The 16,008-nt window shown below is 35.8% G+C and carries 16 protein-coding genes and 1 pseudogene; 4 read left to right on the forward strand and 13 right to left on the reverse strand.

The genetic code is table 11. From position 1 onward, the window contains the following. The first annotated feature begins 730 nt into the window (after positions 1-730). Complete coding sequence (locus NPX98_RS06410) at positions 731-1,363, forward strand: recombinase family protein (RefSeq protein ID WP_269023322.1); 633 nt, start codon at positions 731-733, stop codon at positions 1,361-1,363. Positions 1,364-2,188: 825 nt separating this feature from the next. Here the strand turns inward: NPX98_RS06410 and NPX98_RS06415 are convergent. Further along, entirely contained in the window at positions 2,189-2,521 is a 333-nt protein-coding gene (locus NPX98_RS06415) for a type II toxin-antitoxin system PemK/MazF family toxin (RefSeq protein WP_269023323.1), read from the reverse strand. Then, a complete protein-coding gene (locus NPX98_RS06420) occupies positions 2,521-2,778 on the reverse strand; it encodes an AbrB/MazE/SpoVT family DNA-binding domain-containing protein (protein ID WP_269023325.1) in 258 nt (85 codons plus the stop codon). Before NPX98_RS06420 ends, NPX98_RS06415 begins: the two co-directional genes overlap by 1 nt. A 136-nt stretch (positions 2,779-2,914) precedes the next feature. Here NPX98_RS06420 and NPX98_RS06425 point away from each other — a divergent pair. Continuing rightward, a pseudogene (locus NPX98_RS06425) lies at positions 2,915-3,019 on the forward strand (hypothetical protein); the annotation flags it as partial. A 304-nt stretch (positions 3,020-3,323) separates the two neighbouring features. On the opposite strand, the gene virB11 reads toward NPX98_RS06425, so the two are convergent. From virB11 to NPX98_RS06485, 11 genes are all read right to left on the reverse strand, one after another. Further along, positions 3,324-4,376: a P-type DNA transfer ATPase VirB11 gene (gene virB11 / locus NPX98_RS06430; RefSeq protein WP_269023327.1), complete on the reverse strand. Its 1,053-nt coding sequence runs from the start codon at positions 4,374-4,376 to the stop codon at positions 3,324-3,326. 5 nt (positions 4,377-4,381) lie between these two features. Next, a complete protein-coding gene (locus NPX98_RS06435; protein WP_269023328.1) occupies positions 4,382-5,506 on the reverse strand; it encodes a TrbI/VirB10 family protein in 1,125 nt (374 codons plus the stop codon). 156 nt (positions 5,507-5,662) lie between these two features. After that, entirely contained in the window at positions 5,663-6,517 is an 855-nt protein-coding gene (gene virB9, locus NPX98_RS06440) for a P-type conjugative transfer protein VirB9 (protein WP_269023342.1), read from the reverse strand. Positions 6,518-6,519: 2 nt separating this feature from the next. Further along, positions 6,520-7,191, reverse strand: coding sequence for a virB8 family protein (locus NPX98_RS06445; protein WP_269023329.1), 672 nt, complete (start codon positions 7,189-7,191; stop codon positions 6,520-6,522). Positions 7,192-7,544: 353 nt separating this feature from the next. Then, positions 7,545-8,456 (reverse strand): type IV secretion system protein, encoded by a 912-nt coding sequence (locus NPX98_RS06455; protein ID WP_269023330.1) that lies wholly within the window; start codon positions 8,454-8,456, stop codon positions 7,545-7,547. A gap of 46 nt (positions 8,457-8,502) precedes the next feature. Further along, a complete protein-coding gene (locus NPX98_RS06460) occupies positions 8,503-8,781 on the reverse strand; it encodes an EexN family lipoprotein (RefSeq protein WP_269023331.1) in 279 nt (92 codons plus the stop codon). Between the two features lie 31 nt (positions 8,782-8,812). Next, positions 8,813-9,514 carry a type IV secretion system protein gene (locus NPX98_RS06465; RefSeq protein ID WP_269023332.1) on the reverse strand — a complete coding sequence of 234 codons (702 nt, stop codon included), beginning with the start codon at positions 9,512-9,514 and terminating at the stop codon, positions 8,813-8,815. Beyond that, positions 9,511-11,871: a VirB4 family type IV secretion/conjugal transfer ATPase gene (locus tag NPX98_RS06470; RefSeq protein ID WP_269023334.1), complete on the reverse strand. Its 2,361-nt coding sequence runs from the start codon at positions 11,869-11,871 to the stop codon at positions 9,511-9,513. Before NPX98_RS06470 ends, NPX98_RS06465 begins: the two co-directional genes overlap by 4 nt. Beyond that, a complete protein-coding gene (locus NPX98_RS06475; RefSeq protein ID WP_269023335.1) occupies positions 11,868-12,194 on the reverse strand; it encodes a type IV secretion system protein VirB3 in 327 nt (108 codons plus the stop codon). The genes NPX98_RS06470 and NPX98_RS06475 overlap by 4 nt, the downstream gene beginning before the upstream one ends. A gap of 46 nt (positions 12,195-12,240) precedes the next feature. Next, the gene (locus NPX98_RS06480) at positions 12,241-12,588 is read right to left on the reverse strand and encodes a TrbC/VirB2 family protein (RefSeq protein ID WP_269023337.1); all 348 of its coding nucleotides are present in this window, start codon (positions 12,586-12,588) and stop codon (positions 12,241-12,243) included. Positions 12,589-13,450: 862 nt separating this feature from the next. Then, complete coding sequence (locus tag NPX98_RS06485; protein WP_269023338.1) at positions 13,451-14,539, reverse strand: replication initiator protein A; 1,089 nt, start codon at positions 14,537-14,539, stop codon at positions 13,451-13,453. 425 nt (positions 14,540-14,964) lie between these two features. Between NPX98_RS06485 and NPX98_RS06490 the strand changes: the two genes are divergently transcribed. Next, a complete protein-coding gene (locus tag NPX98_RS06490) occupies positions 14,965-15,645 on the forward strand; it encodes a ParA family protein (RefSeq protein WP_269023339.1) in 681 nt (226 codons plus the stop codon). After that, positions 15,645-16,007, forward strand: coding sequence for a hypothetical protein (locus NPX98_RS06495; protein ID WP_269023340.1), 363 nt, complete (start codon positions 15,645-15,647; stop codon positions 16,005-16,007). Before NPX98_RS06490 ends, NPX98_RS06495 begins: the two co-directional genes overlap by 1 nt. The last annotated feature ends 1 nt before the right edge of the window (position 16,008 follow it).

The following is a 16,008-nucleotide window of genomic DNA, read 5'->3' on the forward strand; positions in this document are numbered from 1 at the left end:
CTATCTCATAAAGTTTGAGAATGGAGAGGAAAATATGCATCTTTGGGCGACTTTCCAAGAGTTATTCGAAACAGAAATTTAGGCGCGCTTAAAAACGAACCGAAGTACAAAATGGCAAAGTCAAAATTCAAGAGGCCGCGAATGCCGTAAGTGGTAATACAGATTTCAATGATCTAAATATCAAAATCAAGCGCGGATGGCAGTATATGCAGCATCAAAAGCCAAAGCGTAGTTGTGTGATACGCATCAGCTGACCTGCATTAGTTTAGAGCGAAAGTTTTTTTCGAGATAATTTTATTATCTGATTTCCCTAGATAGTTGGAGATGTTGCTGCATCTTTTCATAAAGTTTCCATACTATTTTCATATTTTCTTTTCGTATATTAATAACAGATTTTTCAACTGCTGTTAAACAAGATGTATCTAGATTACTTAATCGTGCATAATGAGATGCTATTGCCTGCTGTGCTTCATCGTAAGGCAGATTCCCTTTTCGATTTTTTTATATAGGCTGTAAGATTCATAAAAACACAATTGTTATTGTAGATGAATACAATACAATATTAGAGCTTTTGATTTTGGAAATCTGTTGGTTTTTCCCTATGGAAATTTTCTAGGCTATTTTAACTAGTTAAAAAGGACATGGACAAATAGACTTCATTAATTCTATTTTTGGCTGTCTGTGATAAAATAGTCAATTTAAGTATACTTAAATTGACTAGGAGGATACTATGAAGATTGCGAGGGTCTATATGCGCGTTAGTACTGATGAACAGGATTTAACTCGACAGACCAGCATTATCGAAGATGCAAAAGCCACCGGCTTTTATATCGCTGGCGTCTACCGCGAAAAAGCATCAGGAGCGAGCGCTAATCGACCCGAACTACTGCGTTTGATTGCAGATTTGCAACCGGGCGATGTTGTTGTAGCTGAGAAGATCGATCGCATTTCACGCTTACCATTACCGGAGGCTGAACGTCTGATTGCATCAATCCGAGAACGCGGTGGACGGTTATCAGTGCCCGGCGTGATCGACTTATCCGAATTGACCGCTGACACTAATGGTACCACAAAGATTGTTTTGGAATCCGTCCAAGACATGCTTTTGAAGTTAGCTTTACAGATGGCTCGAGATGATTATGAAGATCGACGAGAAAGGTTACGCCAAGGGGTAGAGTTGGCAAAAAAAGCCGGAAAATATACTGGTCGGAAGACAGATCATGCTATGCATGATCAGATTGTGGCATTGCGTACCGCAGGACATAGTATAAAGAAAACGGCTAAATTAGCTGGATGTAGTGAAAGTCAAGTTAAACGGGTGTGGGCAATGGCTCAACGCAAACAGGCCAATGAATTAGTCTAGAAAAAGTGATTTCTGTGTTTTAGTCGCCCAAGAACGAAATAAATTTTTCCGTTTCTTCTTTTAACATTTCATACATAACCGCCATGTGGCCATTAAGGTATTTATATATATTGATCTAGCTTCTATCTTCATTATCACAGTTTATAAATGCAGCTATTTCGTTGTTCTCATTCGTGCCATTGTGCTCGCTTATTTTCAATTGCCACCTCCTCACCAAAGGCTTATGCTTTGTTAAAATACGATAATATCGATTAGGAGTTTAAAGTAAATGTGCCAGATACTATTAAAATAATGAGGCTAAAGGCAATATTAACGCCACGAGTCTAACCATATCTGACGCTGTGCATGCGTATACTTATGACATATATTGCTAAAGATTAGACTGTGCCACTTGATTTGTTTAAACTTTCACCGGAGGTTTTGTACGCTATAGAGAATGCTAAAACGGAGAAAATGGAACATGCCATTATTACATAATCTGCAAAATATGATCCGCAACAATAAAGTTGAAAGTATTCGACGTAGTTTTTTTAAGTTATTGTGTATCGTATGTTATATGTTTTTAATATTTAATACATATTTTGTACATATAGTTAACATACGCAATAAATATGTATATCATATTTAAACCATAAGTAGGAATTTCAACATATGCCAACAATCTATTTTGTTCAATAGAAGGGAAGTTCTTCACTTGGCTTGAATCATTTAAAGTTTATCTAAGTTGATAAAGATAAAAACAAAAAACTACAGTATGCACTCTGTCAAAAAGAACAATAAGGTAATTGAGATTTTGAGAAAGTATCCTGCCGTTTTGGAAGTAACTTAAACAAGAAATGTTGATAGTTTTGCTAGAACATCATCTATGATTACAGGTGAAATACTTTCTATTTTTTTGCCATTGCGTGCTCCTATGTCTAAGGCTCGTGGTTGGTCACAGCGTATAATCCCCGTTGTACGCAATCCACTTCCCATCAATGAGACAGCAAAACCAGCTGTTCTAGCAAAATTTCCACCACTTGTGATAGGTAAAACAATAGGTGTTTTCGTAACACGATTAAAAGCTTCCGGTGATACAATCAGCACTGGACGTGTTCCTTTTTGCTCATAACCAGAAGTTGGATCAAGTGAGACTAACCAAATTTCGCCTCGCTTCATTACAACAGCTCTTTTCCCATAGGCTTAGCATTAAGCCATTTCATATCTTCCTCATCAAAATCAGTCAAATGGTCACATTGAGCTAATAATTCGTCGAGAGTATACTTTGGATAGGTTTGTGGTTTCACAATTAAGCATCCATTATCAACTGCCAACCCTACTTCAGTATTTTCAACGAAATCAAGGACATCAAGCAATGCTGGTGGTATTGAAAGCATGACAGAACCTCCGACTTTACGTAGCTTTGTTATGTGCATAATATCCTCATATTTTCCTTTTAGGATTATATAATAATATAATATTATGGCATTCTAAAGCAATAGCTTTGCATATTTCTGCTATTTTAACGACAGTGCATTTTAAATGAACAGCGCATGAGTTAAAAAACTCGCGCAGCGGTTTGGTATTTCTCTCGCGTTCATTTCTAACCTGACAACAAGCAAAGCTAATCCTTCCTTAAAGATAATGGAAGCCATCGCAGTTGCTTTTGAAACGTAGTTACCACTCCTATTACCGACCTTGAAAAATCTGAATTTGATGTGCTGGACAAATCTAATAAGCTAAATAATCATCGATCTGGCTATGAACGTGTTTCCATTAAAAGAAGGATTGGACGCTAGACGCTAGACGATGATCTGAACCAGTACCAATTTTCCACCTTCTCGTGATAGGTGCCAGTGATGGAAATCAACGGCCTTAGCCGCTTCAATAATGCCATCCTGTCAAGGTAAATCCTGCTCATCGGTATTGACACCATATATAAACCTTCAAGCAAAGGAAATAACAAGATAATTAAAATCTTTTAAAAGGAATCTCTACGCTTAAATGGATCATAATAGATTTCTGTAACCCGAAATTTTCCTTCAATACGTTTGCATTGGATAATCACGTCAATCATTGAAATTAATAAATTACGAATATCATCACGTGTTAAATCTCCTCCGCCTTCACTTTCTTTAACAAGAAGAGTCATTTGTTCGAAAGCCGAAAGAGCTGATGAAGCATGAACGGTTGTGATTGATCCCGGGTGGCCAGAATTAACATTGCGGATATAGTAAAAAGCTGTACCATCACGCAATTCTTGCAAAAGAATTCTGTCGGGGCGCATACGCAACCCAGATTCAAGAAGTTCTTTAGCTCCAGCTTTTGCTAATCCTTGATTATCTTTTGAATAAAACAATTGCACCTTATTGGCATGCGGAACAACAAGTTCTGGGGTGTCCTCAATGGTTAGAATTCTTTCATCTTCAGGAATTTTTGCGATCAATGCTTTAGAAAGTGTCGTTTTGCCCGATCCAGTTTTGCCGGATATGAGAATGTTTTGTTGTGCAACAACAGCTCTTGATAAAAAATTGCTAAAATCTCTAGCAATAAACGATCTCGTTAATTCTTTTTCGTTGTAAGTAAGTTCATTTAGTCGCCTAGCCATTTGTTCAAGAGGTGTAAAACTGATACTTTCAGTAACAGAAAACAAATCTTTTTCATTAAGTTCTTCAAGAGAAAAGTTTCGCAATGAGGGTTTACGAATTGTCATGCTGATTGTATTGGGTGCGCTCGCAGGAGGCATGACAATTTGAATGCGTTCATTGTTTGGAAGGGTTGCCGAAAGGACAGGGTTTTCTACTCCGATTTTTTGTGTTGTATAGGCTGCAATAACTTTTGCTATGCCTTCTAGCTCACTATATGTCAGTTCTTTTATTTCATGAGTTTGCCATCCATGAGGTCCTTCAACCATCACTTCACCAGGACGATTGACAACGATTTCAAATAAATTTTCATCATTTAAATATTTATCAAGGAGCTTTAACTTCGTTAAAACAATGTTAGTTTGATCGACTTTTTGTGATATTGACATAACTTTTACTTTTGCTGAATTGGAAGCTGAGTAGATGAATTTCTTGAGTTCACGCGTCTAAAGACATTTGTTTTTGTCTCAGTAACAGACAATTTATAAACTGATGAAAAATCTAAGTCTCTTGCGACGAAAACATTGATAAGTTCACCTTGATATTTTCTTGAAGTTGAAAGGGTATTAATTTGATGTTCAGGTGCAAATTTGGCCGATGTTCTTTTCGAATTGCTTACACTTTTTCTTTGAACATTGTTGTCTATTTCCCCTGTTAGGTATACAGATGTGTCATCGATAGTAGATATTAATAATGCTGATTTAAAGCGGGTCCACCAATGGGTGTCAATCGCACTGTTAAAACTTGCTCTACCTATATCATCTATGGCTGACGATGCAAGGGTGACAATGACTCCGTTTGGTGTTTTTGCTCTTATCCAAAGGATAAAAAATCGGGTCTGTCCTTGGTTGATGACACTTCGATATTCTCCAATAATTTGAGTGCCTTTATCAAGAAGCACAACACGACCATTGTCTGATAAAATATCATGATTCACAGTACAGCTTGTGAAGCCTGGTAAAGCACTGTTTATTGGTGTTTCTAATATACACGGGATAAATGTGCCCATAGCAAGGATAAAGTTTCTATTGCCCATTAATTCGGCTTTTGTGTTTTCTGTTTGTGTAATCTTTAAACGAGTAGAAAACCCTTGCGTATCTTTATTAGAGTTTTCATTGTCTGCAAAATTTTTTGTTGCTGCATTATTTGACTGAAAGCCAGATTTGCCAGTAAAAGCTAAAACTGGAGCACGTCGCGCTGCATCAAGTAACGGGTCAATATCTTCGGTTGGTGATGTTGATGGTAATACAATTTGATCGACTGGCGTAGGAAGAGCTAATTCTAAAGGGGCTGGTGAAACATTAAATCTTTGTAATTCTTGTTGTGGTTTAGGTAATGCCACTACATCATCGGATGTAGGTGGTGTCGATAACATACTCCAGAGTATATAACCGCAAAATCCTGCAAAGGCTATCCCTACAATTATTTTTGTTTGTTGTTTGCTCGCATTATTATTACGGCCATCATTAATTGTTCCGCGATCTTCAGAGATGACTTCATCAATATTATTATCCCGCATTTTTTTCTTACCTTTTCCCCTTAAAGATCTATAATGATTTTATGCTTAACGAATAGTGAAGTTATGCCAGTTCCTGGATTGTTTCCATGTAGCTGATAGGCTTCATTAAAAATGCATAAAAAATTTCGTTCATTTTTCTTCGGTATCTTTTCCCTTTTAAAGGTCTGTGGCAATTTTGCGTTCAACGAATGGCGAAGTTGTTCCAGTTCCTGGATTATTCCCATGTAGCTGATAGGCTTCATTAAAAATGCATAAAAAATTTCGTCCACGTCTTAGAACAAATTGAGGAGCGATAGCATGAACAATGACTATATTGCCTTTTGTTGTTTTAGAAACAAGAGATTCTTGACCATCAGTGTTAATCATGTAAATAGCAGGAATTTCTTGACTGCCGGAAAAAACAAAAGTTGTTGTTTTTCCATTGTCATACACTGATGACGGTTCAAGAAAGATCGTTCCTTGAGCGGTATAGGCCCAATTTCGTGCTCCATATTGCTCATTGATATCAAGAGATTCTTCTGCACGCAAAGCTTGTTTTCTGTCTTTTTCTAATTGAGCTTCAATTCGTTGTTTTTCTGCTTCATCTTCTGGATAACAAAATTTTACAAGGAAATAAGTTTCATTTTCTGGTGAAATTTCACCATCTTGCACCATCAATTCAAATTGATAAGAGCGTTTTGAGTTATCCTGCCGTTTTGTTATAATTTGTAAATTTGTAATAGGTTGAACTTCTCGTGGTTTAAGAAAAACAATATTTCCAGCTGGTGCTATTTCCCATGCAACACTATTGCCAATAGCTATATGTGCAATTTCTTCATCGGAGGAAAATTCTACTTGCACTGATGACCGAATAGATCCAATAATTTTTGTGACATTATAAGAGTCATAATTAACAAAGCGAATTCGATCATCACCGGAAGCACGTGTAGGAAGAACACGCGCTTCACTTAAATGATGAGAAGAACAAAGAGCAAAAATACTGAGAAAAAGAGAAAATATAGCTTTCTTCATCATTAATTCACCACTTCTGGATCGGTTCTATATTCGTAAACGATAAAACCAAGAGGATTTATCAAACGATTTTGCATGGATGTTGGAATCTGTACGTATTTAAAAGTAAGTATTGAAACCCAGTGCGTGATGACTTCTTTACTACCATCATGATTATGAATTGTTTTATAATAACGAACTTGTGCTACATTTTTATTGATGAACGAAATTGATTTTATGGATATCGTAACAAGCGCATTTTTGTATAAAAATTGTGGGCTTTGTGGATTGTTCGCTCCATACCATTGCGCAAATCTATTTTGTTCTTCAGTAGAAGATAAAAGGGAAACTACTTTAAAATTATGTTGCATTTCGCTTGCACTGAATCCTTCACGAGTACGAACATATTTTGCAGCAAAATAGCGTGTAACGGCTTCATCAATGTTTGTAGTACCTTCTTTAAGTGCTTCAACAACTTCAACGATGCCCGTTGAATTATCAACACGTATGACAAATGGTTCAACAGTTTTAAGAGGCACGAGAATTATCACAGCTAATGATGACGCAATTGCAATGATAACAGCTACACAAGCAATAATAAGTGAAGCACGGGTAATACGGCGCGACATGAGAATTCGATCTTGATCGAAGGATCGAGCTTCTGAAATATATCGTCCCACGTCATTTCTTTTCATTTTCTCTCTCACAATTTTTGTATGACTTAATCTCTTTAGATGTCAAACTTTTAGCCAAAAAAATATCTAACCTGTCATCGTGAGGTTGATGGTTGTATGTTTGTATCACTTATTGAAGAAGTAGATGAATTGTATGCTTCCCAATTCCACATCGACTTGTTTAGTGGACGCCGAGCGCTTCCATCACATTTTGGCAATAATAATTCTACGCTGTTTAAGTTGCTTTGTTGTTTTCCTTCGATGTTTTGAGATGACGACGCACATCCGCTCAAGTAGATAAACGGTAAAATTATTCCAATTTTTTTAAGTAGCACGTTTATTTTCCCCGCATTTAGTCAAACGTTTTAAGTAAGCTATTTTTTCCCTCGTAATTTTGATATTAAAAGGCTAATTTCATGGCCGCCTTTTGGGGGATCTTTTTTTGTACTATCAATTGTACGAACCGTTCCTGTAAAAGCTACACCACCACCAGAAGCTAAAGCTGATGCAAGACCAGGTAATTTGATAAAAAGATAAGCTCCACCTGAACCAATAACGAAGAATTCAACAAAAGTATAAAAAATATCTATAATATTCTTTTGGAAGATATTTAGAGCCAGATCAAGATATAAACCGCCAAGCAGAACCACCAACACTTGTAAAATAATGAATTTTACGATTTGACCTATCCAGGCTTCCGTAAAGCGTCTTGTTATTGCAAACATGTAAAGACTTATAAAAAGTGGCCCTAATGATAAAACGAATGATAAACCAATTTTAGAGAAAATTGAGACGAAAAAACCAATAACACAAAATAAACTAACAATTATCATACAGCAGATGCCTGCAATCCACACAACAATAGACCACATCTTACTTTCTTCAGATACAGTATCAAAAATGTTTGAAAAAGCATTACTAAGTATATAATCCCATATATTGTTCTCTATATTGAATAATCCGAGAGTACTTGTAATAGCGTTAGGAAGATCAGTGAAAAATATATCTTTGATCCAAATATTATAGCTAGAGGCTTGTGTTACCAATGTAATAATGATGGCTAGTTTTACAGCTGTTGCTACAAAGTCCCATAATGGCATAGAAGAACGACCATATATGACATTATAACCAACAAACATAATATAGATTGTCGCGCTTGCTGCAATTGGAGCGGATAAAGAAGATGTAAGACCTGCAATACTTTGATCCAAAGTGAATACAAGAGTCTGCATCAATTTTGCATTGATGTCACTAAAGATAGTGAATGTACTTAATGTATTTGCCATTACAGGCTATTCCCCTTTATCTATTTAGTTTGTATATTTACAAACGTTAATTTTCTCTTGCTTTTCTTACTTCTTCTTCGTAGATTCTATTACGTTCATAAAGTATTGCCATATTTTTTTGAATATTTTCTCTACTGAGTTCATGATCTGCTAATCGTGCATTTTGGCACTCTGCGGATTCTTCTGAGGGTCCACATTTTTTTAACCACTCATTGAGCAATTCTTTATTTTGCTTAAAGTTTGCAACACTGTATGTATTTTTTGCACATCCAAAAACAACAAGCCCTGCACAAAGAAGCGTAGTTGTTATAATTATTTTGTGCATAATTTATCTCCTCTTCTTGGGAATGCTATTTTCAATAGGATTGTCTGCTGCGGATTTGTTTTGCATAATCTTTGTATCGCGTTTTAAGCTCTTCTTCTTTGCGTATCTCAGCTGCTTTTTCTTGAGCTTTTTGCATCATAGCGGCCGCTTGCATTTGTAGGGTTTGCATTTGTAAAAGCGTTTGTAAGTACGCTAATTGTATTTTAAACCCCTGAATTTCTTCATCAGTCTTTGCGTTGTTGAGTTGTTCAAGGAGTTTGTCAATATTTTCTTTTGTTGCAATAATTTCTTTGTAGGTGTCCTCAGCAATTGCTGCTTGTCCTTGGATACGTTTTTTCGCTTTCTCGACTTCTTGATTATAAAAAGCATCAATAGCTTCTTTTGAACCTGCACCACCTAGTGGTTTTTGATATAAATGTTTTTTATTCCATTCTGTGGGATCGCTGTTATTACCATTGAGCAACTGTTCAAAACTGTTAAAGTCAGACGGTAAGTTATCGATTTGAGTCTGGAACTTGAATAAATTGTCGGTTTCATCTAAAGAACCATGAAATTCTTTCATTTCATTAATTTGAGTGGTTAATTTCTGAAGTTTCTTTTGATTCTCAATTAATGGTTCAGATATTCTTTTAACAGCTTCTGGATTAGAAGTATTTATGGCTGCCGTAGATAAACTTGGTACTAATCCAAAAGAAATTGAATAAATTGCCGCCCCTAATAAAATATTTTTCATAATTTCCGCCTTTCTTGAAAAATAGGCAGCCATTCATCAGGGGAGTCACCAACTTCATTGATGATAGTTTCTAGAAGTTCAAGATTTTTTGTTTTTCCGCTTAAAATGGCGATTTCATCATCAAATCCGCGTAAATTCAGTTCGGCAATAACAGAGCCATGACCCTGTTTTACTAAAAACCGTCGAGATTCTCGCGTTAATTCTGTTTGTATAATATCAAATTCTCGTTTCGATAATTTGAAACCTTCCACGTAATCAGTATAATTTCCTTTTTGGTTAGGAAAATATATTTGTGTTGGACACTGCTCTATGATTGTATGTGCAATTGTCGAATTTAAAGCATCTCTGGGAGATTGTGTCGCAAAGAGCATTAAACCATTTTGTTTACGGATCGTTTTTAACCTGTCCTGTGCAAATGCTTTAAACGAATCGTCCTCTAATGCTTTCCAAAACTCATCAATAACAATGATAATACGACGACCGTCAATGAGCTCAAGTATGCGATGAAAGAGATACATCATTAATGGTGGACGAATTTCATTATTATCCAAAAAGTCGGTCATATCATAACCGATAAACTTTGAATTAATACCGATATCATCGTCGTGATTATCAAATACCCATCCTAATGCATTATCTTTACGCCATTTCTCTAAACGTCCGGCTATACCTTCTCTGTGTGTCATATCGAAAAACATTTGTAGAGCTGATATTGTGCGTTGTTCTTTTGGTAACAATGCTAATTGGTCAACCGCTGCGGAAATATCTTGCCGCTCGGCTTCACTTATTGTGTGATCTTCAGAAGAAACAAGTTTTGTGATCCATTGTTGTAGGAATATTCTATTTGATAAGTTACTATAATCTAATCCTTTTAGTGGTGCTATGCCTGTTGGTACGCCATTTTTCAGTCGCATATATGTGCCACCGCTGGCTCTAACAAACAGTTCTGCTCCATAATCTTTATCAAAAAAAATCATATTAGGATTATGTTTTTGAAGCTGTGCTAATAAAAAATTGACAATAACGGTTTTTCCAGAACCAGACGGACCACAAACAAAAGTGTTTCCTAAATCCTCAAAATGAAAATTAAAATAGAAAGGTGAGCCAGCTGATGTTTTCATAAGAGCTACAGCTGGTCCCCATTCATTGCCATCTATTTTTCCAACCGGAAATGAATGAAATGGCGAAAGTGCCGCATAGTTACGGCTTGTAATTGCCCCAGAACGTGTGCGATAGGTATAATTTCCTGGAAGTTGTGCCCACCATGCGGCTTCAAGTCCTAAATCTTCGCGGGCGATAACAGCCCCACCATCTGTAAGACGAAAACGGGCTTTTGAAAGATTATCCGTCAGTTCTTGTGTGGTATCGGCAAAGACGGTTAATGATAAATGATGTTCGCCTAAAACAAAACGGTTTGATTCAAGATTATCTAGGGCATCATCGAGTTCAACAATTTGTGATCCTGCACGATCCATAGAATTGACCATTTGATTTTGTTTGCGTCCCAAAATCTCTTTTGCAATGTTTTTGCTCTTGAAAACAAAGGATTGTGTAAAAATGAACTCAAATGGAGCAGTAAGCAAACCATCTGTCATTCCTGGTTTTGTTTTTGCTGGATATTCCTTCCAACCAAACATTCCCGCAAATCGTTGCTTTGACTCATGACGAATTTCTACGATTTCTTTACCAAAAATAACACGATCTGAATAAACTGTTGATGCTATAGTCCCCCATGTAAGCGGTACACGCTCAGGGCGACCACCAACTAATTGATGAATAAATTCGCTCGGGGCAGAAAAAATATTGCCTTGATATTCATAAAGGCCAAGCCTTTTTGCTCCGTATCGTTCTAAACCTTGCATGAGATCAAGTGCAATTTCTTCAATTTTGCGCAGAGACTCTTTCTCTACTTCTGTTTCTACTTTTTTTGTACGTCCCAAATATTTAAAAAAATCAACTAATTTACCAGCTTTATCAACGCTAGGATTCCACACTATAGAAAGATAGAGATCGTTACGATATAATTCTTGAGATACCATCCTTTGACGATATTTGTTGTCTAACTGCTGTGCAAATTTTGATTTGAATGTTCCATTTGGATAAACTGTTTCACGTCTTCTAATAATGTGACTGTAAAGTGCTATTTGTTCATCGGCTATATTTTTCAAAAAATTATTTAATTGTTCATGAGATATATTTAAATCCGCAATATCCAGCGTTTCAAAGCTAATCCCTTCAAGAGCAATAACTGTCATGAACGCTCGCGATGTTAGCGCTATAACATGGGAATTAACATGGCGAACATAAGGTATGACGGATTCTGGTTGTTGTTCGCGTTTGCGTTGGATTGTTTTCATTTCAATTCCTCATAATTACGAATTAACCGTAATGGAGAAATGCTCGTTCCTTTCCATAAATTGATGTTTTTTGAACGACCACGTGTATTAAGCCATGCTATAAGAACACGAAACTTATTGTGATCGTGTTTGATCGTTTCTTTCATGATGAAATGCACTACGAAGCTGAATGTAATAAGAAAAATATTGCTTGTTATAATAAATATTACAAGCGTTGCCATAGCATTCAGCCCCATAGCTTCTACTGTAACACCTGCAACCATAGCAGGTCGTGTGCAGGCAAGAAATAACGTATCTTCTGTTAGTTGCTCGTGCTTCTGCATAGTTTTAAATTACTGTATTTAAATACTCACTACTGTATGAACTCCATTAAGCAGCAAGCATTGCTACAATCTGTGGTGCACCAAAAACGATGCCAATACCAACACAAACAAAGAAAGCTTTGCGCATTTCGATATAACCAGATATCCACGCAAGACCAACACCAGCAACAGCAATAATCGCAATGGATCTAGCAATAGGTCCTGTCAAAGTTTCCACTATCCTATCGAGAGAGTTTTGAACTCGATCGAAACCCTGAGCAAATGCTGGATCGCTCAGCATGATCAGTGAAATAAACAACATAAATACTGTGGTTAAATATTTTTTTTGTTTATCTAGTGTGGTGAATTCTTGTAGAGCTTGACTATAAGTCAAGCGATTTTTTACTTTCAGCATAAAGATCCCCCGTTTTTAATATGATCTTACACATCTCATAAATAAAAAAAATAATTTTTGCTACTATTTTTTAAGAAAATTATTCACTATTTTAACTAAAAAGCGCTTAATTCGTGGTTTATATATTTTATTTATTGTATATATTCATTGTTATATTTTCTATAAAAATATTAAACATATTGTTTAATTATCTATTGTTTATAAAAGAGAAATAATTTCTAACTCCGAATTTAAAATTTACTGATAATTCAGCTAAATAAATAAATGATTTTTATCTTAATACAATTATATGAATAAATGCTACCCATTTATTTTGGGATAATACAAGTCACAAGTGGTGTTATTTCTAAAATGATAACATCCATAGATGTATTTAGTAATTAAAATTATTCGCCATATCTGATTGTATGATGTCGTATCATGTAAAACATGCCAATTTTATTACGTAACAACGTTATTTTCTCTTAGAAAGATAAAAAATTAGGCAGAAGACTCTTAAAAAAGAGAATTTTGAATTCCTATGTAGATTCTGGATGACCACATAAGATTTTGCAAGTGTTTTTTTGATAGGTAAAATAATTGTTCTTAAAAAACAAAAGAGATAGAAAACCGTTTCTTCGAATCCATCTTCTTCTTTTACGAGGTAGCGACCACCATTTCCGATGCCGTATCTATAAAATAGCTATCTTTATTCGCTCTATTTTCAAGGATTCAGATGGAGCAGATTATAATCACAGATCAATATCTAGGTAAGCATTTTACCATTGACCGTTTTCATGCTATAGTCAAATAGCATTGCTTACCGTACAGTAAATTTCTGATAATTCCTTATAGAATTTTACAAATAAAGAAAAAAGTGGATTTAGGGGTAACCGTGTTTTTCAAACCATTTGCGACAAAAGCCAATAAATGCTTTGTCGGGATTACGTGGAGCATCGAAGCAGCCATCAGCCATCCAATTGCGCCATTCTTGTTCTAAGTAATATACATCCCATCCAGGGGCCATATCCTTGGCCTTTTGTATTGTCTCTGTTTCAAGTGCAGCAAAAACAAGATTCTGTGGGGAGGATTTTTTTAACATTGTTCCACGATTGGTGAATATTACCATATCTGTTTCTTTATCATAAGCAACATAGTAATCAGGTAAATGGTTGTGCTTAGTCAAGTGTTTGACCATAAGCCGGAATTTTTTTTCTGGACTTTGTGATCCACATTTTTTTAGCAGTAACGACAACCCAATTTTCCAACTGTTTTGCCGTCCGCAATATTTACGCGCGATTTCATATATTCTCCGCTCTAGTGGTTTGCGCAAACGGAAATAATCTCGATGAAGAGTCAACACTTCTTGCGCTTTAATCGCATTAAATATCCATTCCGAAAGTTCAACTTCGCACCACAGCAAACGGCCATCGAGTCCATGCTTGCGACGAATTGAAGCGCCATTAATTAGCCCGAAGATATTTGTTTGTTCTTCATCTCCTGTTTTGATATTCGTCTTAATTGTTGTACCACGGATTCGCTCCAAAGCATCTTGAAGAGCTTTGTAATCTCGGCCTGAAGTTCCGCGATTGGTGAAGACAAGTAATTCATAGGAGTTAATCCGAACACGTGGAGTAACTTTTTCTCCCTGTTTGAGTTTATGCATGATTTGCGAGATGCAATAGATTAAAATACTCTTGTCATAGATGGTCGCTAATCCCTTATAACTTGGTGTCACTTCCAACCAGTTTCCCCGGTCATCTTCGTAACGTCGCACTGTCATTTCTGGTTTTTTTGAAAGAGAATAAAAGGGATGCTCCATATGCGCCATCAAATCTTTCAATACGGCATCAGATACATCACAAATAAAAAGATCATGCTGCGGATGGCGCTCCGGTAAGAGATGTTCAAAAGCATTTGTGTTATCAGGAACCATGCTGTTATTTTTGTGATTTCCAGAAGCATTTGTCAAGTTTTGTGCTATTAAAATTATTTGTAAATATTCGTGTTATCAGGAACCTTTATTCGTGTTATCAGGAACCTTTATTCGTGTTATCAGGAACCTTTATTCGTGTTATCAGGAACCTTTTAGTCAAATTTAGAATAGTTTTTCCTTATTATTTCAAATATTTACGTAATTTCTAAAATACTTTAACACTTATTATAACACTTATATAACACACCATAGCTTTTAGATAATTTCTCATAACCACATAACACGATATGTGTAATGGTATTTGATATAAAATTGTTTATGATATCGATCTTTACATACAGTATACTTATAATATAAATATAATTTACTTCATAAGTATGTAAGTTATATGTTAATCATATATTAAGCATATGGTGTATATATGTATATCATATTTAAACCATAAGTAGGAATTTCAACATATGCCAACAATCGTATTTTGTTCGACAAAAGGAGGCGTTGGAAAATCAACATCAGCACTCATCATTTCACAGGTCTTAGCGCATCACGGATCAAAGGTTAAAATAATTGACACTGATCCAAATCAACCTATAGCTGATGAATGGTGGCAAAATGCCAATCCTCATTATCCATCAAACATAGATGTTCAAGGTGGTATTAATGAAAACACTATTATAGATGCGATCGATGAAGCAGCAAGCACGCATGGTTTTGTTATCGTTGATCTTGAAGGATCAGCCAATATGACTGCATCATACGCTATTAGTCGTGCTGATATGGTTATTATTCCTATGGCAGGAACAAAACTGGACAGTCGCGAAGCAGCGAAAGTCATTACTTTTATAGCTCGTGAGGGAAAAGCAAGAAGAAATAATATTTCTTATCGCATTATGTTTTCAAAGTGTTCAGTTATTCAAACTCGTGAAGAAAAAGAAATTCGCAAAGAACTAGTTAAGGCAAAGCTTCCTGTTTTAGCTCATGGCATGATGAATAAAGCTGCTTTTTCTTCTATTTTTGGTTTTGGCTGCACTCTTTATCAGTTAGATAAAGAAGACGTATCAAATACTGCATCTGCTGTAGAAAATGCAGAACGAGTTACAGCTGATATTGTGCAGGCATTAAAAATTGAAGGGATAATTTAATGATTAAAACGCGTAAATCAACGTTTGAAGTTTTAGATAATCTTTCTAACTTAGAACCTAAGACAAAGGCTCCTAGACGCGATAAACAAGATATCGATAAAATTGCTCAACAGAGCGGTTTCACAACGCGACATGCGTCTTTTTCAAATCAAGAAGATCCTATTTTAACAAAATCTGGTCATGTTGATGGTCGATTTAAACGTCGTAGTTTAAAAATAAATCGTATAACTCTTGCTATTCGACCGGATGTAGATGCTGAGTTTCGCGCACTTGCAGAGGAATTAACACCACCTGGGCAAAATCTTTTAACTCTTGGAGACGTTTTACAGCTTTTGATCCGTCATTACAAAGATTCTCAATAAA

The organism is Bartonella sp. A05 (genome assembly GCF_026930145.1).
Classification (GTDB): Bacteria; Pseudomonadota; Alphaproteobacteria; order Rhizobiales; family Rhizobiaceae; genus Bartonella.

Coding starts and splice junctions, on each gene's coding strand:
- NPX98_RS06420 (WP_269023325.1), bottom strand. CDS start 2,778: ATGCACATAACAAAGCTACGTAAAGTCGGAGGTTCTGTCATGCTTTCA.
- NPX98_RS06445 (WP_269023329.1), bottom strand. CDS start 7,191: ATGAAAAGAAATGACGTGGGACGATATATTTCAGAAGCTCGATCCTTC.
- virB9 (WP_269023342.1), bottom strand. CDS start 6,517: ATGAAGAAAGCTATATTTTCTCTTTTTCTCAGTATTTTTGCTCTTTGT.
- NPX98_RS06490 (WP_269023339.1), top strand. CDS start 14,965: ATGCCAACAATCGTATTTTGTTCGACAAAAGGAGGCGTTGGAAAATCA.
- NPX98_RS06475 (WP_269023335.1), bottom strand. CDS start 12,194: ATGCAGAAGCACGAGCAACTAACAGAAGATACGTTATTTCTTGCCTGC.
- NPX98_RS06415 (WP_269023323.1), bottom strand. CDS start 2,521: ATGAAGCGAGGCGAAATTTGGTTAGTCTCACTTGATCCAACTTCTGGT.
- virB11 (WP_269023327.1), bottom strand. CDS start 4,376: ATGTCAATATCACAAAAAGTCGATCAAACTAACATTGTTTTAACGAAG.
- NPX98_RS06480 (WP_269023337.1), bottom strand. CDS start 12,588: ATGCTGAAAGTAAAAAATCGCTTGACTTATAGTCAAGCTCTACAAGAA.
- NPX98_RS06470 (WP_269023334.1), bottom strand. CDS start 11,871: ATGAAAACAATCCAACGCAAACGCGAACAACAACCAGAATCCGTCATA.
- NPX98_RS06465 (WP_269023332.1), bottom strand. CDS start 9,514: ATGAAAAATATTTTATTAGGGGCGGCAATTTATTCAATTTCTTTTGGA.
- NPX98_RS06410 (WP_269023322.1), top strand. CDS start 731: ATGAAGATTGCGAGGGTCTATATGCGCGTTAGTACTGATGAACAGGAT.
- NPX98_RS06460 (WP_269023331.1), bottom strand. CDS start 8,781: ATGCACAAAATAATTATAACAACTACGCTTCTTTGTGCAGGGCTTGTT.
- NPX98_RS06495 (WP_269023340.1), top strand. CDS start 15,645: ATGATTAAAACGCGTAAATCAACGTTTGAAGTTTTAGATAATCTTTCT.
- NPX98_RS06455 (WP_269023330.1), bottom strand. CDS start 8,456: ATGGCAAATACATTAAGTACATTCACTATCTTTAGTGACATCAATGCA.
- NPX98_RS06435 (WP_269023328.1), bottom strand. CDS start 5,506: ATGCGGGATAATAATATTGATGAAGTCATCTCTGAAGATCGCGGAACA.